21 protein-coding genes and 1 pseudogene are annotated in these 19,940 nt (G+C 74.8%); 12 read left to right on the forward strand and 10 right to left on the reverse strand.

Going from position 1 to position 19,940, the window contains the following annotated elements:
• Positions 1-4: 4 nt before the first annotated feature.
• From BKA21_RS10655 to BKA21_RS19555, 3 genes are all read right to left on the reverse strand, one after another.
• Positions 5-202 (reverse strand): hypothetical protein, encoded by a 198-nt coding sequence (locus tag BKA21_RS10655; protein WP_140458167.1) that lies wholly within the window; start codon positions 200-202, stop codon positions 5-7.
• Positions 203-340: 138 nt separating this feature from the next.
• Positions 341-787 (reverse strand): ScoMcrA-related endonuclease, encoded by a 447-nt coding sequence (locus tag BKA21_RS10660; RefSeq protein ID WP_140458168.1) that lies wholly within the window; start codon positions 785-787, stop codon positions 341-343.
• Between the two features lie 190 nt (positions 788-977).
• The gene (locus tag BKA21_RS19555) at positions 978-1,976 is read right to left on the reverse strand and encodes an alpha/beta hydrolase (protein ID WP_140458169.1); all 999 of its coding nucleotides are present in this window, start codon (positions 1,974-1,976) and stop codon (positions 978-980) included.
• A gap of 454 nt (positions 1,977-2,430) precedes the next feature.
• Between BKA21_RS19555 and BKA21_RS10670 the strand changes: the two genes are divergently transcribed.
• A complete protein-coding gene (locus tag BKA21_RS10670) occupies positions 2,431-3,900 on the forward strand; it encodes a hypothetical protein (protein WP_140458170.1) in 1,470 nt (489 codons plus the stop codon).
• Positions 3,901-3,935: 35 nt separating this feature from the next.
• On the opposite strand, the gene BKA21_RS10675 is transcribed toward BKA21_RS10670, so the two are convergent.
• Genes BKA21_RS10675 through BKA21_RS10685 form a run of 3 tightly spaced genes read right to left on the reverse strand, consistent with a single transcriptional unit; the run spans position 3,936 to position 6,647 of the window.
• Positions 3,936-4,658 (reverse strand): aminoglycoside phosphotransferase family protein, encoded by a 723-nt coding sequence (locus BKA21_RS10675; protein WP_140458171.1) that lies wholly within the window; start codon positions 4,656-4,658, stop codon positions 3,936-3,938.
• A gap of 49 nt (positions 4,659-4,707) precedes the next feature.
• On the reverse strand, positions 4,708-5,901 hold the full coding sequence (purT, locus tag BKA21_RS10680) for a formate-dependent phosphoribosylglycinamide formyltransferase (protein WP_140458172.1): 1,194 nt from the start codon (positions 5,899-5,901) through the stop codon (positions 4,708-4,710).
• Positions 5,902-5,939: 38 nt separating this feature from the next.
• A complete protein-coding gene (locus BKA21_RS10685; RefSeq protein ID WP_140458173.1) occupies positions 5,940-6,647 on the reverse strand; it encodes a DUF4386 domain-containing protein in 708 nt (235 codons plus the stop codon).
• A gap of 100 nt (positions 6,648-6,747) precedes the next feature.
• Here BKA21_RS10685 and BKA21_RS10690 point away from each other — a divergent pair, with 100 nt between their 5' ends.
• From BKA21_RS10690 to BKA21_RS10700, 3 genes are read left to right on the forward strand one after another with little or no spacing between them, the layout of a single operon-like run.
• Complete coding sequence (locus BKA21_RS10690) at positions 6,748-7,461, forward strand: TetR/AcrR family transcriptional regulator C-terminal domain-containing protein (RefSeq protein WP_239072856.1); 714 nt, start codon at positions 6,748-6,750, stop codon at positions 7,459-7,461.
• Entirely contained in the window at positions 7,458-8,462 is a 1,005-nt protein-coding gene (locus BKA21_RS10695; protein WP_239072855.1) for an alpha/beta hydrolase, read from the forward strand. The genes BKA21_RS10690 and BKA21_RS10695 overlap by 4 nt, the downstream gene beginning before the upstream one ends.
• A 36-nt stretch (positions 8,463-8,498) precedes the next feature.
• Positions 8,499-9,107 (forward strand): hypothetical protein, encoded by a 609-nt coding sequence (locus BKA21_RS10700; protein ID WP_140458175.1) that lies wholly within the window; start codon positions 8,499-8,501, stop codon positions 9,105-9,107.
• Positions 9,108-9,171: 64 nt separating this feature from the next.
• On the opposite strand, the gene BKA21_RS10705 is transcribed toward BKA21_RS10700, so the two are convergent.
• The 3 genes from BKA21_RS10705 to BKA21_RS10715 form a co-directional block, all read right to left on the reverse strand.
• Positions 9,172-10,458 carry a HipA domain-containing protein gene (locus BKA21_RS10705; RefSeq protein ID WP_140458176.1) on the reverse strand — a complete coding sequence of 429 codons (1,287 nt, stop codon included), beginning with the start codon at positions 10,456-10,458 and terminating at the stop codon, positions 9,172-9,174.
• Positions 10,442-10,792, reverse strand: a complete 351-nt coding sequence (locus tag BKA21_RS10710; protein ID WP_170208949.1) for a helix-turn-helix domain-containing protein — start codon at positions 10,790-10,792, stop codon at positions 10,442-10,444. The genes BKA21_RS10705 and BKA21_RS10710 overlap by 17 nt, the downstream gene beginning before the upstream one ends.
• Positions 10,793-11,023: 231 nt before the next feature.
• Entirely contained in the window at positions 11,024-11,902 is an 879-nt protein-coding gene (locus BKA21_RS10715) for a helix-turn-helix domain-containing protein (protein WP_140458178.1), read from the reverse strand.
• Between the two features lie 185 nt (positions 11,903-12,087).
• Between BKA21_RS10715 and BKA21_RS10720 the strand changes: the two genes are divergently transcribed.
• The 4 genes from BKA21_RS10720 (at position 12,088) to BKA21_RS10735 (ending at position 14,593) form a co-directional block, all read left to right on the forward strand.
• Positions 12,088-12,648, forward strand: coding sequence for a cyclophilin-like fold protein (locus BKA21_RS10720; RefSeq protein ID WP_140458179.1), 561 nt, complete (start codon positions 12,088-12,090; stop codon positions 12,646-12,648).
• A 67-nt stretch (positions 12,649-12,715) separates the two neighbouring features.
• Entirely contained in the window at positions 12,716-13,732 is a 1,017-nt protein-coding gene (locus tag BKA21_RS10725; RefSeq protein WP_140458180.1) for a zinc-dependent alcohol dehydrogenase family protein, read from the forward strand.
• A gap of 25 nt (positions 13,733-13,757) precedes the next feature.
• Positions 13,758-14,159: a (R)-mandelonitrile lyase gene (locus tag BKA21_RS10730; RefSeq protein WP_140458181.1), complete on the forward strand. Its 402-nt coding sequence runs from the start codon at positions 13,758-13,760 to the stop codon at positions 14,157-14,159.
• Positions 14,160-14,335: 176 nt separating this feature from the next.
• On the forward strand, positions 14,336-14,593 hold the full coding sequence (locus BKA21_RS10735; RefSeq protein ID WP_140458182.1) for a DUF1905 domain-containing protein: 258 nt from the start codon (positions 14,336-14,338) through the stop codon (positions 14,591-14,593).
• Positions 14,594-14,739: 146 nt separating this feature from the next.
• Here BKA21_RS10735 and BKA21_RS19560 read toward each other — a convergent pair.
• Positions 14,740-15,198, reverse strand: a pseudogene (locus BKA21_RS19560) (hypothetical protein); the annotation flags it as partial.
• Positions 15,199-15,265: 67 nt separating this feature from the next.
• Between BKA21_RS19560 and BKA21_RS10745 the strand changes: the two are divergent.
• The 4 genes from BKA21_RS10745 (at position 15,266) to BKA21_RS10760 (ending at position 19,820) form a co-directional block, all read left to right on the forward strand.
• Positions 15,266-15,760, forward strand: a complete 495-nt coding sequence (locus BKA21_RS10745) for a peptidase inhibitor family I36 protein (protein WP_140458184.1) — start codon at positions 15,266-15,268, stop codon at positions 15,758-15,760.
• A 69-nt stretch (positions 15,761-15,829) separates the two neighbouring features.
• Complete coding sequence (locus BKA21_RS10750) at positions 15,830-16,723, forward strand: hypothetical protein (protein WP_140458185.1); 894 nt, start codon at positions 15,830-15,832, stop codon at positions 16,721-16,723.
• Entirely contained in the window at positions 16,720-17,901 is a 1,182-nt protein-coding gene (locus BKA21_RS19565) for a peptidoglycan-binding domain-containing protein (protein ID WP_140458186.1), read from the forward strand. Before BKA21_RS10750 ends, BKA21_RS19565 begins: the two co-directional genes overlap by 4 nt.
• Positions 17,898-19,820 (forward strand): ATP-binding cassette domain-containing protein, encoded by a 1,923-nt coding sequence (locus BKA21_RS10760; protein ID WP_140458187.1) that lies wholly within the window; start codon positions 17,898-17,900, stop codon positions 19,818-19,820. The genes BKA21_RS19565 and BKA21_RS10760 overlap by 4 nt, the downstream gene beginning before the upstream one ends.
• Positions 19,821-19,940: the final 120 nt, after the last annotated feature.

The following is a 19,940-nucleotide window of genomic DNA, read 5'->3' on the forward strand; positions in this document are numbered from 1 at the left end:
CGGGTCAGGGCAGGGCCAGGGCCACCGCGGAGAGCAGACCGCCGGACGTCACCGCGGCGACGACGAGCAGGGCCGTCACCAGCACGTAGCGGACGGTGCCGCGGTCGACAGCCGGTCCGGCGGCAGCCTGGCCGGCGGGCTGCGCGACCGCGGGCACGGCGGGGCGCAGGCGGGGCGGGGCGGTGCGCACGTCGTGGCTCATGGCGTCTCCGGTCGTCGGGGGCGGCGTCCGGCAGGGTGCTGCGCGGCGTCTGCGTCGATCGTGCGCCACGCGGCCCCCGGTGCGCGTCATCCCGCGGGACCGTCCTGCCTACGCCGTGAGGAGTAGACGCGGCCCCGCTCAGGCGCAGTAGTCGCAGAAGCCCGTCGCCGGCAGGACCATCGAGCACGTCGGGCACAGGACGGGCGGAGCCTCGGGGGCGGCGTTGGACTTGCGCGCCGGCTTGGCGGGCTGCGCGCTCTGCGTGCGCTTGCGCGGCTCGGCCCGGACGGGGGCGGCGGGGCGGGCCGCGGGCGCGGTCACCTCGAACCCGCGCTTGCGCAGGATCGACGACGCGGCGTCGACGCTGCTCGCGAACTCGTCCGACGTGGCCAGGCGGCCCGTCGCGTGCCGGTGCGCGACGCCGAGCACGGCGCCGGACTCGTACGAGCGGCCCTCGTGCTCGAACGTCGCCGCCGTCGAGGGCGTGAAGCCGTAGACCCCGAGGAAGTCGTCACGGCCCCGGGTGTCGTACTCCGCGATCGCCTGGAGGATGTGCTGACGCGTCACAGCGGAGAAGGTGGCCACGTGCCGAGCCTACGTCCGCGGGACGCCCCGCGGAACGCCGATCGTCCCGGCCCCGTCGGGGCCCGACCGGCGTCTGCGCAGGTCAGAGACCCTCTCGCGCCCCGCCTCGGGGCTGACCTGCCGTGCGTCACACACCTCCCTGCAGCCCTTGGCACCACCATCGCGTACCGGCGTCGCGGGCGTCAGCGTGTCACCCGGCGACGGAGGCGAGGAGGGCGAGGTCGGCCGTGAGGATCTCGGCCTGGGCCTGCTCGCGCGGGACGAGGGGCGTGCGGTCGCCCGGCTGGGGGCCGTAGTCGGCGAAGAAGGCGTGCACGGCGCCCGGCACCTCGACGAACCGGGTGGTGGCGGGCAGGTTCGCCCGCGAGGCCTCGATGTCCGCGGCCGTCGTCAGGCCGTCCTCGCCGGCCCACACGGACGTCACGAGCAGGTCCGCGCCGCTCATGCCGCCGATCGGGTACGACGCGTGCAGCAGCAGGCCGTCGACCTCGTCGTCGTGGCCGGCGGCGAACTGCGCGGCGGCGACGCCACCGAGGGAGTGCCCGCCGACGGCCCACCGGTCGACGCCGTCGAACGCGGCCATCGCCTGCGCGGACTGGTCGGGCGAGGTCAGCGCGATGCCGAGCGGCTCCTTGAGCGCGACCACCAGGTACCCGGCCTCGGCGAGCGGGCGCAGCACGGCCGCGGTGGCGCGGACGTCGACGCGGGCGCCCGGGGAGTACACGAGGCCGGTGGTGGGCGCGGCGCCCTGCGGCACGAACGCGTACCAGCCCGCGGTCTCCTGCACGTCCACGGCGTCGTCGGGCACCAGGGCCGCGAGCGCGACGTCCGTGGCGGGGAACGGGCGCAGCCACCACGCGACGCCCGCGAGGACGGCCAGCGCGCCGTACCCGGCGACGGCGCCGACGGTGCGCAGGACGCGGCGCCCGGTCGGGCGCGCCGCGCGGCGTGCCAGCACGACGACGCGGACGAGCACGAGCGCCCCGGCCAGCAGGCTGACGGCGAGCAGCGCGGCGAGCGCGGGGTGCTGGTGCGCGACGGTGTCGCCGGTGCTCGCGACCACGGCCACGGGCGCGACGACCAGGGCGGCACCGACGAGGCCCCGCAGGCCGAGGCCTGCCTTCCGGGCGAGGGGGCGGGTCGGTGCGGGCTCGTCTCCGGGGAGGCGGCCGGACGGGGCTGCGGTCACCCGAGCACTCTACCGATTGCTCAGCATGCTGAGCATTCGACACCACGCTCGTGGCGGCAGGCGGGCTGCGGTGGCCACCTGCCCGACGGGACGTCGTCCATCTGCATGACTCAGACCCGTCCGTTTGTTAGATAGAAACCCGTCCGTCTGCTAGATAGAAGCCCGCCCAGCGAGGGCCCGGAGGCCGACCTCGGCCTCGCGGCCGCCACACCCGCGCCCGCGCTCGTCGAGGGGTGCCGGCCCGTCGTGACGACGGGACCGTTCGCGCACCGGCGCCCGGACAGCCTCGCCGCGACGCCGCTGGCACACCCTGGCCCTGAGCGCACGGGCTACCACATGTGACGGGGATCACTTCTGAGGTGGTGGCTAACGGCCTCGCAGGCACCGCTGCTCCTGAGAGATTCCTGTCCACCCGGGCGATCCGCGTCCCGGCAGGACACGACGACAGGACACGATGGCGACGATCGACGCCCAGGCACTGCTCAGCGGCTGGGCGGTCAGCGCGACCCGCATGGACGAGTTCACGGTCGTGGCCGACCTCACCGACGCGGCGGCGCAGGCCTCGCCCGGCGACGAGCTGGCGGTCGAGCGCGCGTGCGCCGCGATCCTCGCCGAACGCCCCGCGACGGCCTCCGCCCTGCTGGGGGACGTCGACCGCGAGGCCGCCGTGGCCGACGCGACGACCTGGAAGGACGTCGTGGCCCTCGCCGCCTGGGCGGCGCAGGGCGACCGGGACGCGCTCGCGTCGCTGCTGCGCGCCGGTGGTCGGCTGCAGGGCCAGCACGTCGCGCCGCACGCGTACCTGCTCGCCGCGGCAGCGGAGCAGGCGGGCCAGGACGACGTCGCCGACAGCGCGTGGCGGACCGTGGCCACGTCCGCCACCCCCACCATGGTCGTGCTGCGCCGTCGCGCGGTCGCGGACGTGCTGCGCCGGTCGACCACGTCGCCGTCGGCTGCCGCGGCGACCGTCGAGGCCGCCGCCCGTGCGGTCGCGGGCATGTACCCGCAGCCCGAGGACCACCTGCACCCGACGCTCGACGTCGTGGAGCGGCTCGAGGCCCGCGACGACCGCGCCGGGGCTCGCCTGCTGCTCGAGGCGATGGTGGCCCTGCGCCCGGACGTCGCCGGCCTGCGTGCCCTGCTGGACGAGCGCGCCCCCGCGGCGGCCCCGCTGCGCACGACCGTGCTGCGCGCCACCGCCGTCGTGGTCGCGGCCGCGCTGGTGGCGCTCAGCGTGACCCAGGGCCTCACGTCGCTGGTCGCCGGAGCCGGGATCGTCGCGGCGGGGATCGTGTGGGTGCTCGCCGGGCAGCGGCCGACCGCCGGGCTGACCCGGACCGACCGGCGTGCGGTGTGGCGCGTGCGCCAGCTCCTCGGCGACGACGACCAGACGCTCGACCCCCTCACGCGCCGGGTGCTCGGCGGCGTGGTCGGCGCCGCGCTCCTCGTGGTGCCGACGGTCATGACGCTCGGCGGCCTGGCCGAGGACCCCCTCGCCGACGTCGCGCAGACCCCCGAGTTCTCGGCCGCGTCGTTCTGCGTGCTCACGCTCGTGGCGTGCCTCGGCGTCGCAGCGGGCGTGTGGCGCCTGAAGGCGGGCATCCGCCTCACGGCCCGCAAGCGGCGCGCCCAGCAGCAGAGCGCGATGAACAGCCAGGCCCGCGAGTGCCTCTGCCTCGGCACGATCGGGCTGCGCGGCACGGAGGCCGACACGTACCTCGACGCGCACCTGGTCCCGGCCGAGGCCGATGTCGAGGCACTGGTCCCGGACCTGTCGCCGGCGGCCGGCAGCGGGCACCGGTGCCCGGTCTCGGACACGCCGTGGTTGGCCGTGCGCGCACCGGGGCGCGCGACGCTCCTGGTGCGCGGCGTGCTCACCCGTGTGCCGGAGCCCGTCGCGGACGCCGCCGGCGGGTACATCTGACCCGGGGGGGGGCGCCCGGCCCGCGCGCCGGGTGCTCAGGGCAGGCGGGAGGCGTCGCGGCGGTACATCGCCGCGTGGTCGTGCAGCTCGGGGCGGCCGGTGGCGTCGGCGTGGGCGTCGGTCCAGGCCGCCAGGTCCAGCAGGCGCTCGCGCATCGTGACGAGGACCGCCGCGGGCTCGGGTGCGCGGTCGGTGCCGTACGCGTCGAGCAGCACGGCGAGGCGTTCGGCCGGGGCCGGGCCCGGCGGGGCCGGCATGTCCTCGCACCAGCCGCACATGCGGTAGGCGAGGTAGGCCAGGTCCCACGCGCGCGGGCCGGGCGAGGCCATGTCGACGTCGATGATCCCGACCAGGCGACCGTCGGCGTGGACCATGTTGTACGGGGCGAGGTCGTTGTGGCAGACGACCTCGGCGGGCTCGCGCACCGGGGACCGCCACACGGCCGCCGGTGGCGCGAAGCCGACGGTGGCGTCGTGCCAGCGTCGCGCCGTCCGCCCCGCGTCCCGCAGCACCGTCAGGTCCCACACCCAGGCGGGCACCGGCCACCCGCCGACCTCGCCGGGCACCCACGCGAGCACCTCGCGCCCGTCGGCGTCCAGGCCGAGGGGTGCGGGCACCACGTCGACGCCCTGCGCACGCACCCACGCGAGCAGCGCGTGCACCGTCGGCGTCCACGGGCCGGCCGTGCGGCGGACGGTGTCCCCGACCCGCACGACCCGGTTGACGTTCCCGCCCCCGAGCTCGACCTCGTCGGTCACGCCGCTCCTCCGCCGTCCGAGACGTCGCCCGCCCGCGCCCCGACGGGGATCACGGCTCGACCAGCTCGACGCGCAGCGCGGCGGCGGCCGCCCGGGCACGGGTGCGGGCGGCGGCGGTGTCGGCGCCTCGGGCGAGGGTGACGGCGACCCGGCGGCGGCCGGCGACGCGGGGCTTGCCGAACAGCCGCAGGTCCGTGCCCGGCTCGGCGAGGGCCGCGTCGACGCCGGTGAAGACGGGCACGCCGGTGCCCTCGGCGAGCACGGCGCACGACGCGGCCGGGCCGAGCGCGTGGACGGCGGGCACGGGCAGCCCGAGGATCGCACGGGCGTGCAGCGCGAACTGCGAGAGGTCCTGCGAGACGAGCGTGACCAGCCCGGTGTCGTGCGGGCGCGGCGACACCTCGGAGAACAGCACCTCACCGCCGCGCACGAACAGCTCGACGCCGAAGACGCCCCACCCGCCGAGCGCGTGCGTGACGGCACCGGCCACCCGCTCGGCCTCGGCGAGCACGTCCGCGCCCAGCGGGTGCGGCTGCCACGACTCGCGGTAGTCGCCGTCGACCTGCACGTGCCCGACCGGCGGCAGGAACGTGACCCCGCCCGCGTGCCGCACGGTGAGCAGCGTGATCTCGTCGTCGAAGTCCACGAACCCCTCGACGATGACGCGCCGCCCCGCCGCACGCCCGCCCTCCACCGCCGTGCGCCAGGCCGCGTCGACGTCGTCGGCCGACCGGACGACCGACTGGCCCTTGCCCGACGACGACATGACCGGCTTGACCACGCACGGCACGCCCAGCGCGGCGACGGCCTCGCGCAGCCCGTCGAGGTCCTCGACGAACCGGTACGGCGACGTCGGCAGCCCGAGCTCCTCGGCGGCGAGCCGGCGGATGCCCTCCCGGTCCATCGTCAGCCGCGTCGCGCGCGCCGTCGGCACGACCCGCGCCAGCCCCTCCTCCTCGATCTGCGCGAGCACCTGCGTGGCGATCGCCTCGATCTCCGGCACCACCACGTGCGGGCGCTCGGCGTCGACCACCGCCCGCAGCGCGACGGGGTCGAGCATGTCGACCACGTGCGCGCGGTGCGCGACCTGCATGGCCGGGGCGTCGGCGTACCGGTCGGCGGCGACGACCTCGGCCCCGAGCCGCTGCAGCTCGATCGCGACCTCCTTGCCGAGCTCGCCGGCACCGAGCAGGAGCACGCGGGTGGCGGTGGGCGTGAGCGGGGTCCCGAGGCGCACGGTCATGCCGCCATCCTGGCAGGGCCCCGGCATCACCCCGCCCCCTACCGGGCGTGCGCCACAGGCTGCTCGCGCGGGACGGCAGCGGTCCCCGGCCGGAAGCCGCGCAGCACGAGCCACAGGCCGAACGAGAGCTCCCAGAGGAAGATCGGGAGCACCGCGACCATCGACAGCGGCGAGGTCTGCTCGTTGAGGCCGTAGGCGGTGGCCAGCACGGAGACGATCTGGAGCGGGGCGCCGACGAGCCCGAGCAGCGGGATCGCGCGGGGCACGAGCCGGGCCTGGAGCACGACGGACGCGAGCAGCAGCGCGTTGACCGCGGACATCAGCCCGGGGCCGAGCAGGAAGGTCTGGTCGCGGACGGCGACGAGGCCGTCGGCGACGGCACCGAGGGCCGGGTCGGCGCCAACGGCCGCCGCGACGCCGCGCAGCGTGACGACGGCGAGCACACCGAGCACCCCGACGAGGATGATCGCGGCCTCCATCACGCGCGACGTGACGAACCCGACCGCGCGGACCTCGCTGGTGCGGCGCAGCACCGGCAGCAGGACGACGGCGGTGCCGATGCACACGGCGGCGTTGACGGCGTCGAGCAGCGCGCCGGTGACGACGCGGGCGTCGGCGTCGGGGCCGGTGAGGTAGTCGCCGCCGACGAGCACGGGCGCGAGCAGCGCGACGGCGGGGATCGAGGAGACGAACGTCAGCAGGTAGAGCGCGCCCGCGAGCGCGGCGGTGCATCGGTCGGGGGTCATGGTGGCTCCCTCATCGCGAGGTGTACGGCGTACACCTTCGATCGGGACCGTAGGGTGTACGGCGTACGCCAGTCAAGGGCGGGGGACGGAGGTCGTGACCGTGGGAGCACCCGGCACGTCGCCGCGCCGCGAGCGCCTGAACCGCGAGCGCGTGCTCGCCGCCGCGGTTGCCCTGGCCGACTCCGAGGGTGTGGACGCGCTGAGCATGCGACGCCTGGCGGACCACCTCGGCGTGGTGCCGATGGCGCTGTACAAGCACGTCGCGCACAAGGAGGCGCTGCTCGACGGCATGGTCGAGCAGGTGATCGCCGAGATCGACGCCCCGGACCCCGGCGCCGGGTGGCGGGCGGCGCTGCGCGACCGGACCCTCTCGGCACGGCGGGCGCTGCTGCGCCACCCCTGGGCGCGCCGCGTGCTGGAGACCCGCACGACGCAGACGCCCGCGGTGCTGGAGTACCTGGACGCGACGATCGCGGTTCTGCGCCGCGACGGGTTCTCCGACGAGCTGACGCACCACGTGATGCACGCGCTCGGCAGCCGGGCGTGGGGGTTCACGCAGGAGCTGTTCGTCGCCCCGGCCCCGGCGGCCGCTCCCCCGGACCCGGAGACGCTGCGCGCGGTGCTGGAGCGGTTCCCGAACGTCGCGGCGATCGCGTCGCCCGCCCGGCACGACGGTGCGACGGTCGTGGGCACGGGCTGCGACGACCAGGCCGAGTTCGAGTTCGCGCTGGACCTGGTGCTCGACGGCATCGCGCTGCGGCACGCGCAGGGCTGGACCCCTCCTCCCCCGACGGCACCCGAGGTGACCCCGTGACCGGTTCCGAGCAGCCCCCGCGCGCGCAGCGCCTGCGGGCCACCGACCTGCACCCGCAGCTGCGGCGCACGTTCCGCCTGGTGCCGAACCCGCCGGTGCGGCGGCGGTGGACGCTGGCGCTCATGCAGGCCGGGGGCTCCAGCCGCCGCCCGCCGCGGGTGCTGCACGGCGTCGGGCACCGGTACGTCGACCTCGCGGACGGTCGGGGCGCGGGCGTCCACGTGTTCACCCCGGCGGGGGCGCGCACGCGCGCGGCCGTGCTGTGGGTGCACGGCGGCGGCATGGTGGTCGGCAGCGCGGCGCAGGACCACGCCCGGTGCGTGGCGCTGGCGCGCGACCTCGACGTCGTGGTCGTGTCGGCGGAGTACCGCCTCGCGCCGGGGCACCCGTACCCGGCGCCGCTCGACGACGTGCACGCGGCGTGGACGTGGGTGCTGGCGCACGCGGACGAGATCGGCGTCGACCCGGCGCGCGTCGCCGTGGGTGGGCAGAGCGCGGGCGGCGGTCTGGCCGCCGGGCTGGTGCTGCGCGTGCACGACGAGGGCGGCCCGCAGCCGGCGGCGCAGTGGCTGTTCTGCCCGATGCTCGACGACCGCACCGCCGCGGACCGCTCGCACGACGCGGTGCGCCACTACGTGTGGAACAACGCGTCCAACCGGGCGGGGTGGTCCGCGTACCTCGGCGGCCCGCCCGGCGGGGACGACGTGCCGGCGTACGCGGCGCCCGCGCGGCGCACCGACCTGTCGGGCCTGCCGCCCGCCTGGGTGGGCGTGGGCGACGTCGACCTCTTCCACGACGAGGACGCCGACTACGCGCGCCGCCTGTCGGACGCGGGGGTGCCCTGCGTCCTCGACGTCGTGCCCGGCGGCCCGCACGCGCTGGAGTCCCTCGCCGCCGACGCCCCGGTCTCCCGCGAGTACCGCACCCGCGCCGAGGACTGGCTGGCCGCCCGGCTCGGCGTGGCACGCCCGTCCGGCGAGGCGGCGGCACCGGTAGCGTGACCGAGGAGTGCCACCCGCACACCCCGTGAGGTCACCGTGCACGCAGCCGGACACCGTTCGTGGAGCCTGAGCCAGGGCGACGACCCGCTCCTGACGACCGCCCTGCTCGTGCGCGACACCCTCGGGCTGGTCGTCGCAGCCGAGGACGTCCCTCCCCCGGTCACCCCGCCCCCACCGGCGCGGCCCGCCGACGACCTGACCGACGCATGGCTGCACTGGTGGCGCGACCTGATCCGGCTGGTCGTCGAGGACCACGCCGACCGCGCCCCCGACGACTCCGCCGCCATGACGGCGTGGGCGACCGCCCGCGAGGCGCGACGCCGGCACGTCGGGCAGCCGCTCGACGGGTTCGGGGCCCTCGCCGGCACCCCGGAGCTGCAGGACGCCGCGCGGGCCGTGGACCGCTCCGACCTCGCCGCGGCGCACGAGGACGCCTTCGCCGCACGTTCCCGGCATCTGGGTGCCCTGTCCGACGTCGTGGCCCAGGTCTCCGCCGAGCGCGGGGTCGACCCGTCGTCGTTGCACGGCACCGTCGTCCACGTGCCTGCACCCGCACACTGGTGGCAACCCCTCGCACCAGGCCTGGTCCTCGCCTCGATCCACCTCCCGACGCCGGATGCCGCCCGTGCGGCCTGGCTGGCCTGACCGGGACGGACCGCACCCCGACCGATCCGAGTCCGACCTGGGACGGTTCTGCGGTCGCACGCCGTCAGAGCGACTGCCGGCACCGCTGGATGCGACGGGTGACGAGCTCGGCCAGACGCCCCGGGAGGTCGCTGCCGAGGGCACTGACGTCGTCGTCGGCGGCCGCGGCGGCGAACGCGCCGGGTACGCGATCCATGAGGCTCGCGGCTCGGTCGCGCACCTCGTCGACGGTCAGGGAGAACTCCGCCGCGACCTTGGGCCACATCGTCGGGATCCGGCTCAGCAACGAGTAGTCCCTGCCGTACCGCATCGCCAGGCGGACGTTGCGCAGGGTCGCGTCCTCGTACGGAAGCACGGACGCGACGTCGTACAGGGGCGCGAACGCGACCTGCGGCCCCGCCAGCAGCAGGGAGAAGTTCTTGGCATGCCCGTCCGTGCCCGCGACCAGCCAGTTGAAGGTGACGGCGTCGAAGAACCGGCGAACCCCCTCGAGCGCGTGGTCGACGGGCAGCACCGACCGGAGCAGCGCGCAGACGTCCGTGGTCGACGGCCCGCCCTCGTTCTCGTACTTCTCGGCGGGCGTGCGTCCCAGGGCCTGGCAGACGTCCTCCTGATGGATGCGCCGGAGCCACGGGGATCCTGGTGACCGGTCGTAGCGCGTCGCCACGACCGCCGACACGTCCTCGAACCGCACGATGCGAGTCGGGGCGGCCACCAGCCCGGCGAGCGCTGCGGCCCGCAGGCACAGGTGCTCGTTGAGGTCGTGCTGGTCGAGACCGGCGATCGCGGGCTTGAGGATGTGGCTGGTCGCTGCGGCACCCGACGGGACGCCCCAACGGTCGGACGCGTCGTCCCGCAGGAGTGCGGTCTTGGCCTGCGCTCCCGCGAGCGAGAACCTGCCCGTGACCTCGGTGCCCAACCAGGCCGACGCGTCCTGCCGCAGGTCGCGGAGCCGTCGGGCCACCTGGGCCTCCGAGAGCCACCGGACGTCGCCGTCGCCTGCCAGGGCCCGCCCGAGCCGCTCCGGCGGGACGAACCTCGCCGCGCCCGCGCACTCCTCACCGACCGGCGTCGACAGCAGCGCGAACGGCGACGACGCGCTGACGGCGAACCTGCGCCCCCACGACCTGCGCACGGCCTCGCTGTCCGGGAGGAGTCCGTCCAGCCACGGCGCCACGGTCCCGTTGGCGTACGGGGCCGACGACAACGGCATGCCGACGGAGATCGGCGTGCCTCCCCGTGTGACGTACTCCCGCTCGTAGGTCAGTCGCACGGACCCTCGTACCCGTTTGATCGTGGCGGCGTGCTGGCCCTCCATGACGACCGCGAGCTCGTCAGGCGCCGTCGCCATCGCTGCCGCCGTCCTCTCTGCCAGGGTGGGCGTCCCGGCGGGCCTCGGCCGCGACGCGTGCCAGGTGCTCCGCCAGATCGGGGACGGCGATCGACCCGCCCCCCGGCACGAGGGCCTCGTCCTCGGCACCACGCGCGTCGATCGTGACGTCGAGTGCGGCGAGCACCCGCAGGACGAGGGCCAGCTCGACCCGTCCCGGCGCACCGTTCTCGAACCCGTAGACCCACTTGCGGGAGACGTCCGCACGCTCGGCCAGCTCGGCCTGCGTCAGGCCGCGCTCCTGACGACGGTTCCGCACGAGAACCTGCAGGTCCCGCACGCTCACGATGTTCACGATGCCACCCCCTCAGGCCCCCGTACGGTGCCACGGACAGAATGCCACCGTTCGGTGGCTTCCCTTCCGAGACACAGTACGGTGTCTTCGCCGGCCGCGTCGGCACTCACGCCCGCCCCGATGGTCATCCTGGTCGGAGAAGTCCGCGGCATTCCCCCCGCGGCGCGCGCGTCCGACGGGAGCCTGCGCCGGTGGCGGCACGGCCGAGCGCCATCGTGAGGTCACCCAGGGTCAGGCGGTCCCGTGGACCTCCGCGGCGTCGCGGGTCGCGGCCCACGCGGACAGCAGGCGCAGGGCGTCGGCGGACGCCGTGCCGGGGACGGCGTTGTAGACGGTCAGCGCGTGCCCGGGGTCGCTGGGCAGGTCGAGCTGGTGGTAGCTGAGCTCGACGTCCCCGACCACGGGGTGGTGGAACACCTTCGTCCCGGCGTGGTGCAGGCGGACCTCGTGGGCGGCCCACAGCCCCCGGAAGTCCTCGCTCCGGGTGGACAGCTCGCCGACCAGGCCGGAGAGCGCGCGGCTGCGCGGGTGCTGGCCCGCGGCCATCCGCAGCAGTGCGACCGAGACGCGCGCGGCACCGTCCCAGTCCGGGTAGAAGTCCCGCGCGGCGGGGTCGAGGAACGCGAACCGCGCGAAGTTCGGGCGGCGGTCGCCCGCGCTGCCGAGCATGGGCGAGTACAGCGCACGGGCCAGGTGGTTCATCGCGACGACGTCGAGGAAGGGGCTCCCGACGAAGGCGACGGCCTCCGTCATCGCGTCGACCATCCACTGCAGGCTCGGACGGGGGGCCGGACCGCCGGGGCGGGTGCGCGGGGCGGCGGGGCGGCTGCGGGTGACGGCCCTGACCAGGTCCAGCAGGTGGGTGTGCTCGGCCTCGTCCAGCCCCAGGGCCCGTGAGACCGCCTCGAGCACGGACTCCGACGGGTTGCCGACCTTCCCCTTCTCGAGCCGCGTGTAGTAGTCCGTCGACACGCCCGCGAGCATCGCGACCTCCTCCCGGCGCAGCCCGGGCACCCGCCGCGCGCCGACGCTGGTGATGCCCGCCTGCTCCGGGGTCAGGCGCGCACGCCGGCTGATGAGCAGGTCGCGCAGCTCGTCACGGGGGTCCATGCGGTCGAGCGTAGGCACGCGACGGCCGGGCAGACAGGGGTGCGCCAGACCCCCGGCTGCGGCCGACGGGCGCTGGTGCCGGGGCCGCGGCAGAGGGGGGTCCGACAGGGCCCCGCACCCGGCTGGCGGGTGCGGGGCCGGCGGCAGCACGATCGACGGGAACCCGACCGCAGCGAGGAGCAGCCGTGCACGACGCGCAGAGCCCGACCCGCAGGAGCCGACCCGTCCGGGCGGCGGCCGTGCTGGTCGCCGCCCTGGTGACCGGCGCCGGCTGCGCGCCCGGGCCGACGGCACCGACGACGGCCGACGGCGTCCCGACCGGCGCGCCCGCGACGCAGCCGGCCGCACAGCCCGAACCGACCCCGACGACCCCGGAGGACCCCGTGGGCAGCACCCGCATAGTCATCGTCGCCGAGGGGCTGCGGCTGGACGCGCACCTGGACGACAACCCCGCCGCCCGCTCCCTGCTCGACCAGCTCCCCGTGACGATCACCATGGACGACTTCGGCGGGCAGGAGAAGATCGGCAGCCCGCCCCGGCCGCTGACCATGGAGCAGATGCCCGAGGGCGCGGACCCCGACGTCGGCACCATCGGCTACTACGCGCCGTCCGACGGGGTCGTCCTCTACTACGCCGACGTCGGGTACTACCCCGGCATCGCCGTCCTCGGGCAGGTCGACGGCAGCGTCGACGCGCTCGTCGACCTGCCCGACGGCACCCCCGTCACGATCGACCGCGCCCCCTGACGGGCGCCACCACCCCACCCCCGCCGCGCGCCCACCCCGGGGCCCCGGTACGACATCAGGAGAACCCATGCTCGGCACCGTCCTGCACGCCCCCGGCGACGTCCGCGTCGAGGAGCTGCCCCGCCCGACGATCCAGAAGCCCACCGACGCCGTGGTCCGCCTCGCCGCGGCCTGCGTGTGCGGGTCGGACCTGTGGCCCTACCGCGGCATCGAGCAGCTCGCCGAGCCCCGGCCGATGGGCCACGAGTACGTCGGCGTCGTCGAGGAGATCGGCGCGGACGTGCGCACCGTGCAGGTCGGCGACTTCGTCGTCGGCTCGTTCTTCGCGTCCGACAACACGTGCGAGACGTGCCGCGCCGGGTACCAGACGTCGTGCGTGCACCGTGACTTCGTCGGCGGGTCCCAGGCCGAGCTCATGCGCGTGCCGCTGGCCGACGGCACGCTCGTCGCGACCCCCGGCACGCCCGACCCCGACCTGATCCCCTCGCTGCTGGCCGCCTCCGACGTGCTCGGCACCGGCTGGTTCGCCGCCGTCGCCGCCGAGGCGGGGCCGGGCAAGACCGTCGCCGTGGTGGGCGACGGTGCCGTGGGCCTCCTCGGCGTGCTGGCCGCCCGGCAGCTGGGCGCCGAGCGGATCATCGCGATGAGCCGGCACGCCGACCGGCAGGCCCTGGCCCGCGAGCTCGGCGCGACCGACGTCGTCGCCGAGCGCGGAGACGAGGGAGTCGCGCGGATCAAGGAGCTCACCGGCGGGCTCGGCGCGCACAGCACCATCGAGGCCGTCGGCACGCAGGAGTCGATGATGCAGGCGATCCGCGCGACCCGCCCCGGCGGGCACGTCGGCTACGTGGGCGTCGCGCACGACGTCGCGCTGCCCGGCGACGAGCTGTTCTTCTCGCACGTCCACCTGCACGGCGGCCCGGCTCCCGTCCGCCGGTTCCTGCCGCAGCTCGTCGACCTCATCTGGACCCGGCAGATCGACCCCGGCAAGGTCTTCGACCTCACGCTCCCCCTCGCCGACGCCGCCGAGGCCTACCGGGCCATGGACGAGCGCCGCGCGATCAAGGTCCTCCTGCAGCCCTGACCCGACCGACACCCGAGGAGACCCCGTGAAGATCACCCGTGACGGGCAGACCGCCCGCGGCCCCGCCGACTGGTTCACCGGCGACGTGCTCGTCGACACCGTCCGCACCCCCGACGAGCACACCGCCGTCGGCTGCGCACACGTGCGCTTCTCCCCCGGCGCCCGCACCGCCTGGCACTCCCACCCGCACGGGCAGACCCTCTACGTCACCGACGGCGTCGGCCTCGTCGCCCGCCGCGGGGCCAAGCCCGTCGAGATCCGCCCCGGCGACGTCGTGGTCGTCGAGCCCGGCGAGGAGCACTGGCACGGCGCCGCCCCCGACCGCTTCATGGCCCACGTCGCGCTGCACCAGGCCGACGCGGACGGGCAGGTCGTCACCTGGCTCGAGCACGTGACGGACGCGGAGTACGGCACCGCGACGAGCTGACCCGGAGGTCGACCGCCGAGCCCCGGACCCTGGGAGGCAACGACGACGCCCCCACCGCCGCTGACCCGATCCGCGGGGAGGACCGCAACCCTCCCCGTGGAACAGGCACGCGGTCCACCTGGGCAGGGCGCCCGCCGCGTGCCACGATCGAGACCTCCACGGACCGGGAGGACCTGATGATCTACCGCACCACCGTGCTGGCGACGGGTGGCACGACCACGGGCATCCCCGTGCCCGAGGAGGTCATGCAGGCCCTGGGTGGTGGTGGGCGGCCCAAGGTCGTCGTCACCATCGGCTCCTTCACCTACCGCACCACCGTCGGCACCCGCGACGGCCGCCGCCTCCTGCCTCTCAGCAGCGACCGTCGCAAGGAGTCCGGGCTCGCCGCGGGCGACGAGGTCGACGTCGACCTCACCCTCGACACACCCTCCTGACCGACCCGCCCGTCACCCTCAGGCGGACGGGACCGCTCCTCGACGGGCAGGGTGTCGCTGTGGAGATCGAGGTCGTGCAGGCGGGCATCACCAGCGTCGAGGTGGACGTCGTCGGACCGCGGTACGGCGTGGATGAACCCGCAATGGACCTGCTGTCGCTGGCGGTCCCAGACGGCAAGTGCCTCGGCGAAGCGGGCGACCGTCAGATGCCGAGAGACGAACCCGACCAGAGTCCACCGCGGCGCGTTCGGGACAGCTTGGCGCGCGGCCCTGCGGCACAAGAGGCGTCTTGACGCCTGACGCGACGGCGAGCAAGCACTGGTAGCGGCGGATCGTGACCTTGGACGTCGTCGGCCGCCAGCCCAAGGCTCGTGCACCAGTGGCCGCGTCGCGCTGTCGCGCGATCGGCCCTCGCAACTGCACTGTCGGCACCACCGGTCGAGCCCGGCCAGGTCATCGACAGCCTGGCCAGCAGACACCGCCCGATCCGAGCGCAGGTCCTGGGCGAGCACGAGCAGGCCGGGCCCGTCCAGGCGGCAGAACGTCGTCAGGTGAACAGGCCCTGCATCACACCCGTGGGAATGGCCCCTGGAGGTGACCCACATCACACTTAAACCCCCCCCCGGGGAGGTGCCTTGGTGAGACACGATGTTGACCCGCTCACGAATGAGCATGACGCTCGAGATGACGGGAAAAACGATGAGCTTCCCCGCAAGTCACACTGGTCGCACCCTGCGCCGAACGCTCGCCTCGGGCATGACTGCGGCAATTCTCGTACTGGGCACCACGGGTCTCGCAACGCCAGCATCAGCAGCAACGGCAGACTGCCCGTCGGGATACTCGTGCTTCTGGGGCGACACCGGCTACCGCACCGACTCGGTCGAGAACCGGCTGGTCAGGTTCTATCAGTGCTACCGCGATCTCGAGACCGCCACCTGGTCAGGTACGAGCTCGGCCGCCAACGACCGTGCAAGCTCGGTCTCCAACAAGGGACAGCATGACCCGGCCTACTACTACGTAGATGCGCGGTACCGCGGCCTCTTCTTCCCGCTTCCTTATGGATCGGGCGACGGGAACCTGGGCGACTCGTCGGGGAACGCTCCGGCGAGTTTCAACGACAAGATCTCGTCGGCCAGGTTCGCATCGTTCGACACCGACTGCGAGTAGTCACCGGCCGAAACGCTGAAAATTTCCACCAGGAGATGGTGAATGAGATCATTAGTGTCGGTCCGAGCCGTGACCGGTGCGGTCATCCTTGCTGCGACCCTGTCTGGCTGCACGGTCACCGACGGGCCTGTAGACAGCTCGGAGACCGGCAGCAGCGCCGCGACTGCGGGCACCGGGGTCGAGAAGAACCGGATGCAGTGGTCCATGCCTCTCGACACCTACACGATCCCGGGAAAGTACGGCTACGTCACTCACGTGCTGGTCGAGCCGTGCATGCGTGAGAACGGATTCGCCTACGACAGGCCCGACGTCGACGTCACGCGGAGCTCCCCGACCATGAGTGCGAGCGAGCGCAGCCTCTTCAACACCGAGACCGCTGCGCAGTGGGGGTACGGGAGCGCGCCCGATCCGGACGTCGACAAGATCCGAGCGGCGCAGGCCGACGCGACGACCTGGTCGCCCGAGCAGCACGAGCAGTTCAGTGCCTGCACGGCGCAGGCGCGCGAGGTGCTGCCCGAGGACTGGGCCAGGATCGACAGCACCGTAGCAAGCATAGGGATGTCCGCGTGGACGGGCGCCAAGAGTGCGCCGGAGGTCGTGGCGGCTGCGCAGGAGTGGGTCCGGTGCATGCAGCCGCTCGGGTTCAGCGACCTCCCCTCCAGCCCCAACAGCGACGACGGCGGGATGCCCACCGACGCCATGGCCGCGACGTTCGGATGGGTCACCGACGGCATGGAGGAGTCGCAGACGCCGGAGCAGCAGGCTGAGGAGATCCGGATTGCCACGTTCGACGCCGAGTGCCAGGAGAGCTCCGGCTACGCCGACGCCCTCTACGAGGCCGAGTGGAGCCGGCAGGTGAGCATCGTCGAGGACAACGAGGACGCGCTCGCCAGGTTGCTGGAAGAGAAGGCGGCTTACCTCGCCCGGGTCGACGAGGTCATGCGCGAGGCCGGTCTGGGATGAGGGCACGTCGACGCGGGACGACCGCACTCGTGGTCGCCGTCGTGGTCGTCGGCGCCCTCGGCGGCGGGTGGTGGGCGGCGACCACGCTGCAGTCCCCCGCGCAGGTGGCCGCGAACGCGGCCCCGCCGCCGCCGGGCGACGTCCTCGCCGCGGTGACGCTCGGGGAGCTGTCCGAGCAGATCACCGCACGGTCGGACGTCGTGCGCGCGTCGGCGACGACAGTCGGCATCACGCTGGGCGCGGACCCGCAGAGCGTCGTCACCGAGGTCAGCGTCCCGGCCGGTTCCCAGCTCACGGCCGGCGCCTCCGCACTCGAGGTGAACGGCCGCCCGGTCATCGCCACCACGGGTGCGTTCCCCTACTACCGCGACATGGTCGAGGGCGACACCGGGCCCGACGTCGAGCAGCTGCAGCGCTTCCTGGTCAGCCGTGGGTTCTCCACCGGGGGCATCGGGCCGTTCGGGCCGCAGACCGCGCGGGCCGTGCGCGAGCTCTACCGGGCCGCCGGGTACGAGCCGCTGGAGCGGGAGGCCGAGGCATCCGCCGACGCGCCCCCCGCGACGACCGGGACGGACACCGAGGCAGACACCGCACCGGCCGCGCCCGCGGCGCCGAAGACGCTCGTCGTCGTCCCGCGCAGCGAGCTCGTCGTCGTCGGATCCCTGCCCGGCGTCGTCAGCGCAACACCCGGGCTCGGCACCGTGCTCACCGCGGACAACGCCACGCTCACCGTCGGGGAAGGGGCCATCGTCGCCAAGGCCAAGGTCGCCGTCTCCGTGCTGCCGGTACTCACGGAGGGGATGGCCGTGACCCTCGTGGGCGGCGACGGCACGCTCGTCGACGGCACGCTCGGACCGATCCCCGCACCACCGACCGGCGCCGACCAGGCGCCCGAGGTCGAGATCACCCTCAGCACCGGGCCCATCGACGGGGCATGGCTCGGCACGAACGTGCTGACCACGATCACCGTCACGTCCGTCGCCGAGGAGGCCCTGCGCGTCCCGGCCCGCGCCGTGACCCTGCACGCGGACGGCACGGCAACCGTCCTGCGCCAGGAGGACGGCGGCACGTTCGTCGACGTCGAGGTCCGCGAGACCGGCAGGCTCGGAGGCACGAGCGCCGTGGAGCCCGTGACCGCGGGCACCCTCTCCGCAGGGGACCAGGTGAAGGTCGGTTGACGACCTTCACGCTCCTCGGCATCACCAAGACCTACCCCGGCGCGGAGCCCGTGCACGCGCTGCGCGGGATCGACCTGACGATCTCGCCGGGGGACTTCGTGGTCGTCGAGGGTCCGTCCGGCAGCGGCAAGTCGACGCTGCTCAACGTGCTGGCGCTGCTCGACGCACCCACCGGCGGGCGCTACCTCATCGACGGGCAGGACACCGCCGACCTCGACGAGCGCTCCCGGGCACGGCTGCGCGGTGAGATCTTCGGGTTCGTCTTCCAGGGCTTCCACCTGATGGACCACCGCACGGTCGTCGACAACGTCGAGCTCGGCATGTACTACGCGGGCGTGCGGGCCGACGTCCGGCGCGAGCGCGCCCTGGCAGCCCTCGACCGTGTCGGACTGGCGAGCACCGCGCACCGCCGGGCGAGCGAGCTGTCCGGCGGGCAGCGCCAGCGGGTGGCGATCGCCCGTGCGCTCTCCGTCGGGTCGGGCGTCATCGTCGCCGACGAACCCACCGGCAACCTCGACACCGAGACCAGCCAGACGATCCTGCGGCTCCTGCGCGAGCTGCACCAGGCCGGGACGACGGTCGTGCTGGTGACCCACTCCCCCGAGATCGCCGCCGGCGCCCCCCGGCGGGTGCTGGTCCGCGACGGGCTCATCGTCTCCGGGCCTGGCGCCGCCTCGACGCCCGCACCCCGGAAGACGCCCGAGCCGGTCACGACCCAGGCCCCGCGGCGTGGTCTGTCGCCGCTCTCGATCGCCCGCGACGCACTCGCGTCGCTCACCTCCCGCCCGGGACGCACGGCGGCCCTCGCCTCGTCGGTCGCCGTCGGCGTCGCACTCGCCCTGACGACCGTCGGGCTCGCCGGATCGGCTCAGGCCCAGGTCTCCGAGCGGTTCGACGCCCGGGTCAACCGCGCGGTGACCCTCACCCTCGAGGTTCCGGACCCCGCGGCCGGCATGCCGGTCGTCACGGACGGCACCGCCGAGGGCGTGCCTCCCGAGGCGCTCGGGGCGCTCCAGGACCTGCCCGGCGTCGACCACGCCGCGCTGCTCACGCACCACGACTCCGTCGACGTCGCCCTGCCCGGCAGCCTGACCACCGGCGTCTCCGTGTTCCTCATGGGGGCGACGCCCGACATCGCCCAGGCCGCCGAGCTCGACGTCCGCTGGGCGGGCGGGACCCCGACCACGTTGCGCGACGACGAGGTGCTCGTCGGGCAGACCGTGGCCGAAGCCCTCGACCTCGGCCCCCTCGACGCCCGGCCCGCCGTCGTCATCGACGGTCGCTCGTACGTCGTGCGCGGCATCGTCGACCTGGGGATCCGCGTCACCAACGTCGCCCAGTCGGTGATCACCACCGTCGACGTCGCCACCGGCATCCGCCGCGCCGGCACCCAGGACGTCTACCTCGTGACAGCTACCGGCGCCGCCCGCCAGGTCGCCCAGCAGGCACCGCTCGTCCTCCGCCCCCAGGCCCCGGACGCATTCGTCCTCACCGTCCCGCCCGACCCCGCGACCCTGCGGGGTGAGGTCGAGAGCGACGTCCGCACCATCCTGCTCGTCCTGACGGGTGTCGCGATCCTCGCCGCCGTCGTGTCCCTGACCAGCACCATGACCATGTCGGTGCTCGAACGCTCGCGCGAGTTCGGCATGCGCCGCGCGATCGGTGCCCGCGCCCGCGACGTCAGCGCGCTCGTCATGACCGAGGCCGGCCTCGTCGGCGCAGCAGGCGGGGCCGCGGGCGCGGGCATCGGCATCCTCGCCCTGCTCGCCATCACGATCGCCCGCCGGTGGACGCCCGTGCTCGACCTCGGGCACATCCCCCTCGCCCTGGTCGGCGGGATCGCGGTCGGGATGATCGGCGGCGTGGCCGCATCCGTCCGCGCGCGTCGCATCCACCCCAGCGAGGCCCTCCGCAGCTGATCGGCTGGTCCCGCGCCCCAGAGTCGGTCGTCGACGCCCCGCGCGGGCCCGATCTGGCGCTCAGCTGTACCACCCGGCGATCGTCCTCGGCGGTCGGTGCGCAGACCTGTGCGGGACAGG

This window comes from Cellulomonas oligotrophica, from assembly GCF_013409875.1.
Taxonomy (GTDB): Bacteria; Actinomycetota; Actinomycetes; order Actinomycetales; family Cellulomonadaceae; genus Cellulomonas; species Cellulomonas oligotrophica.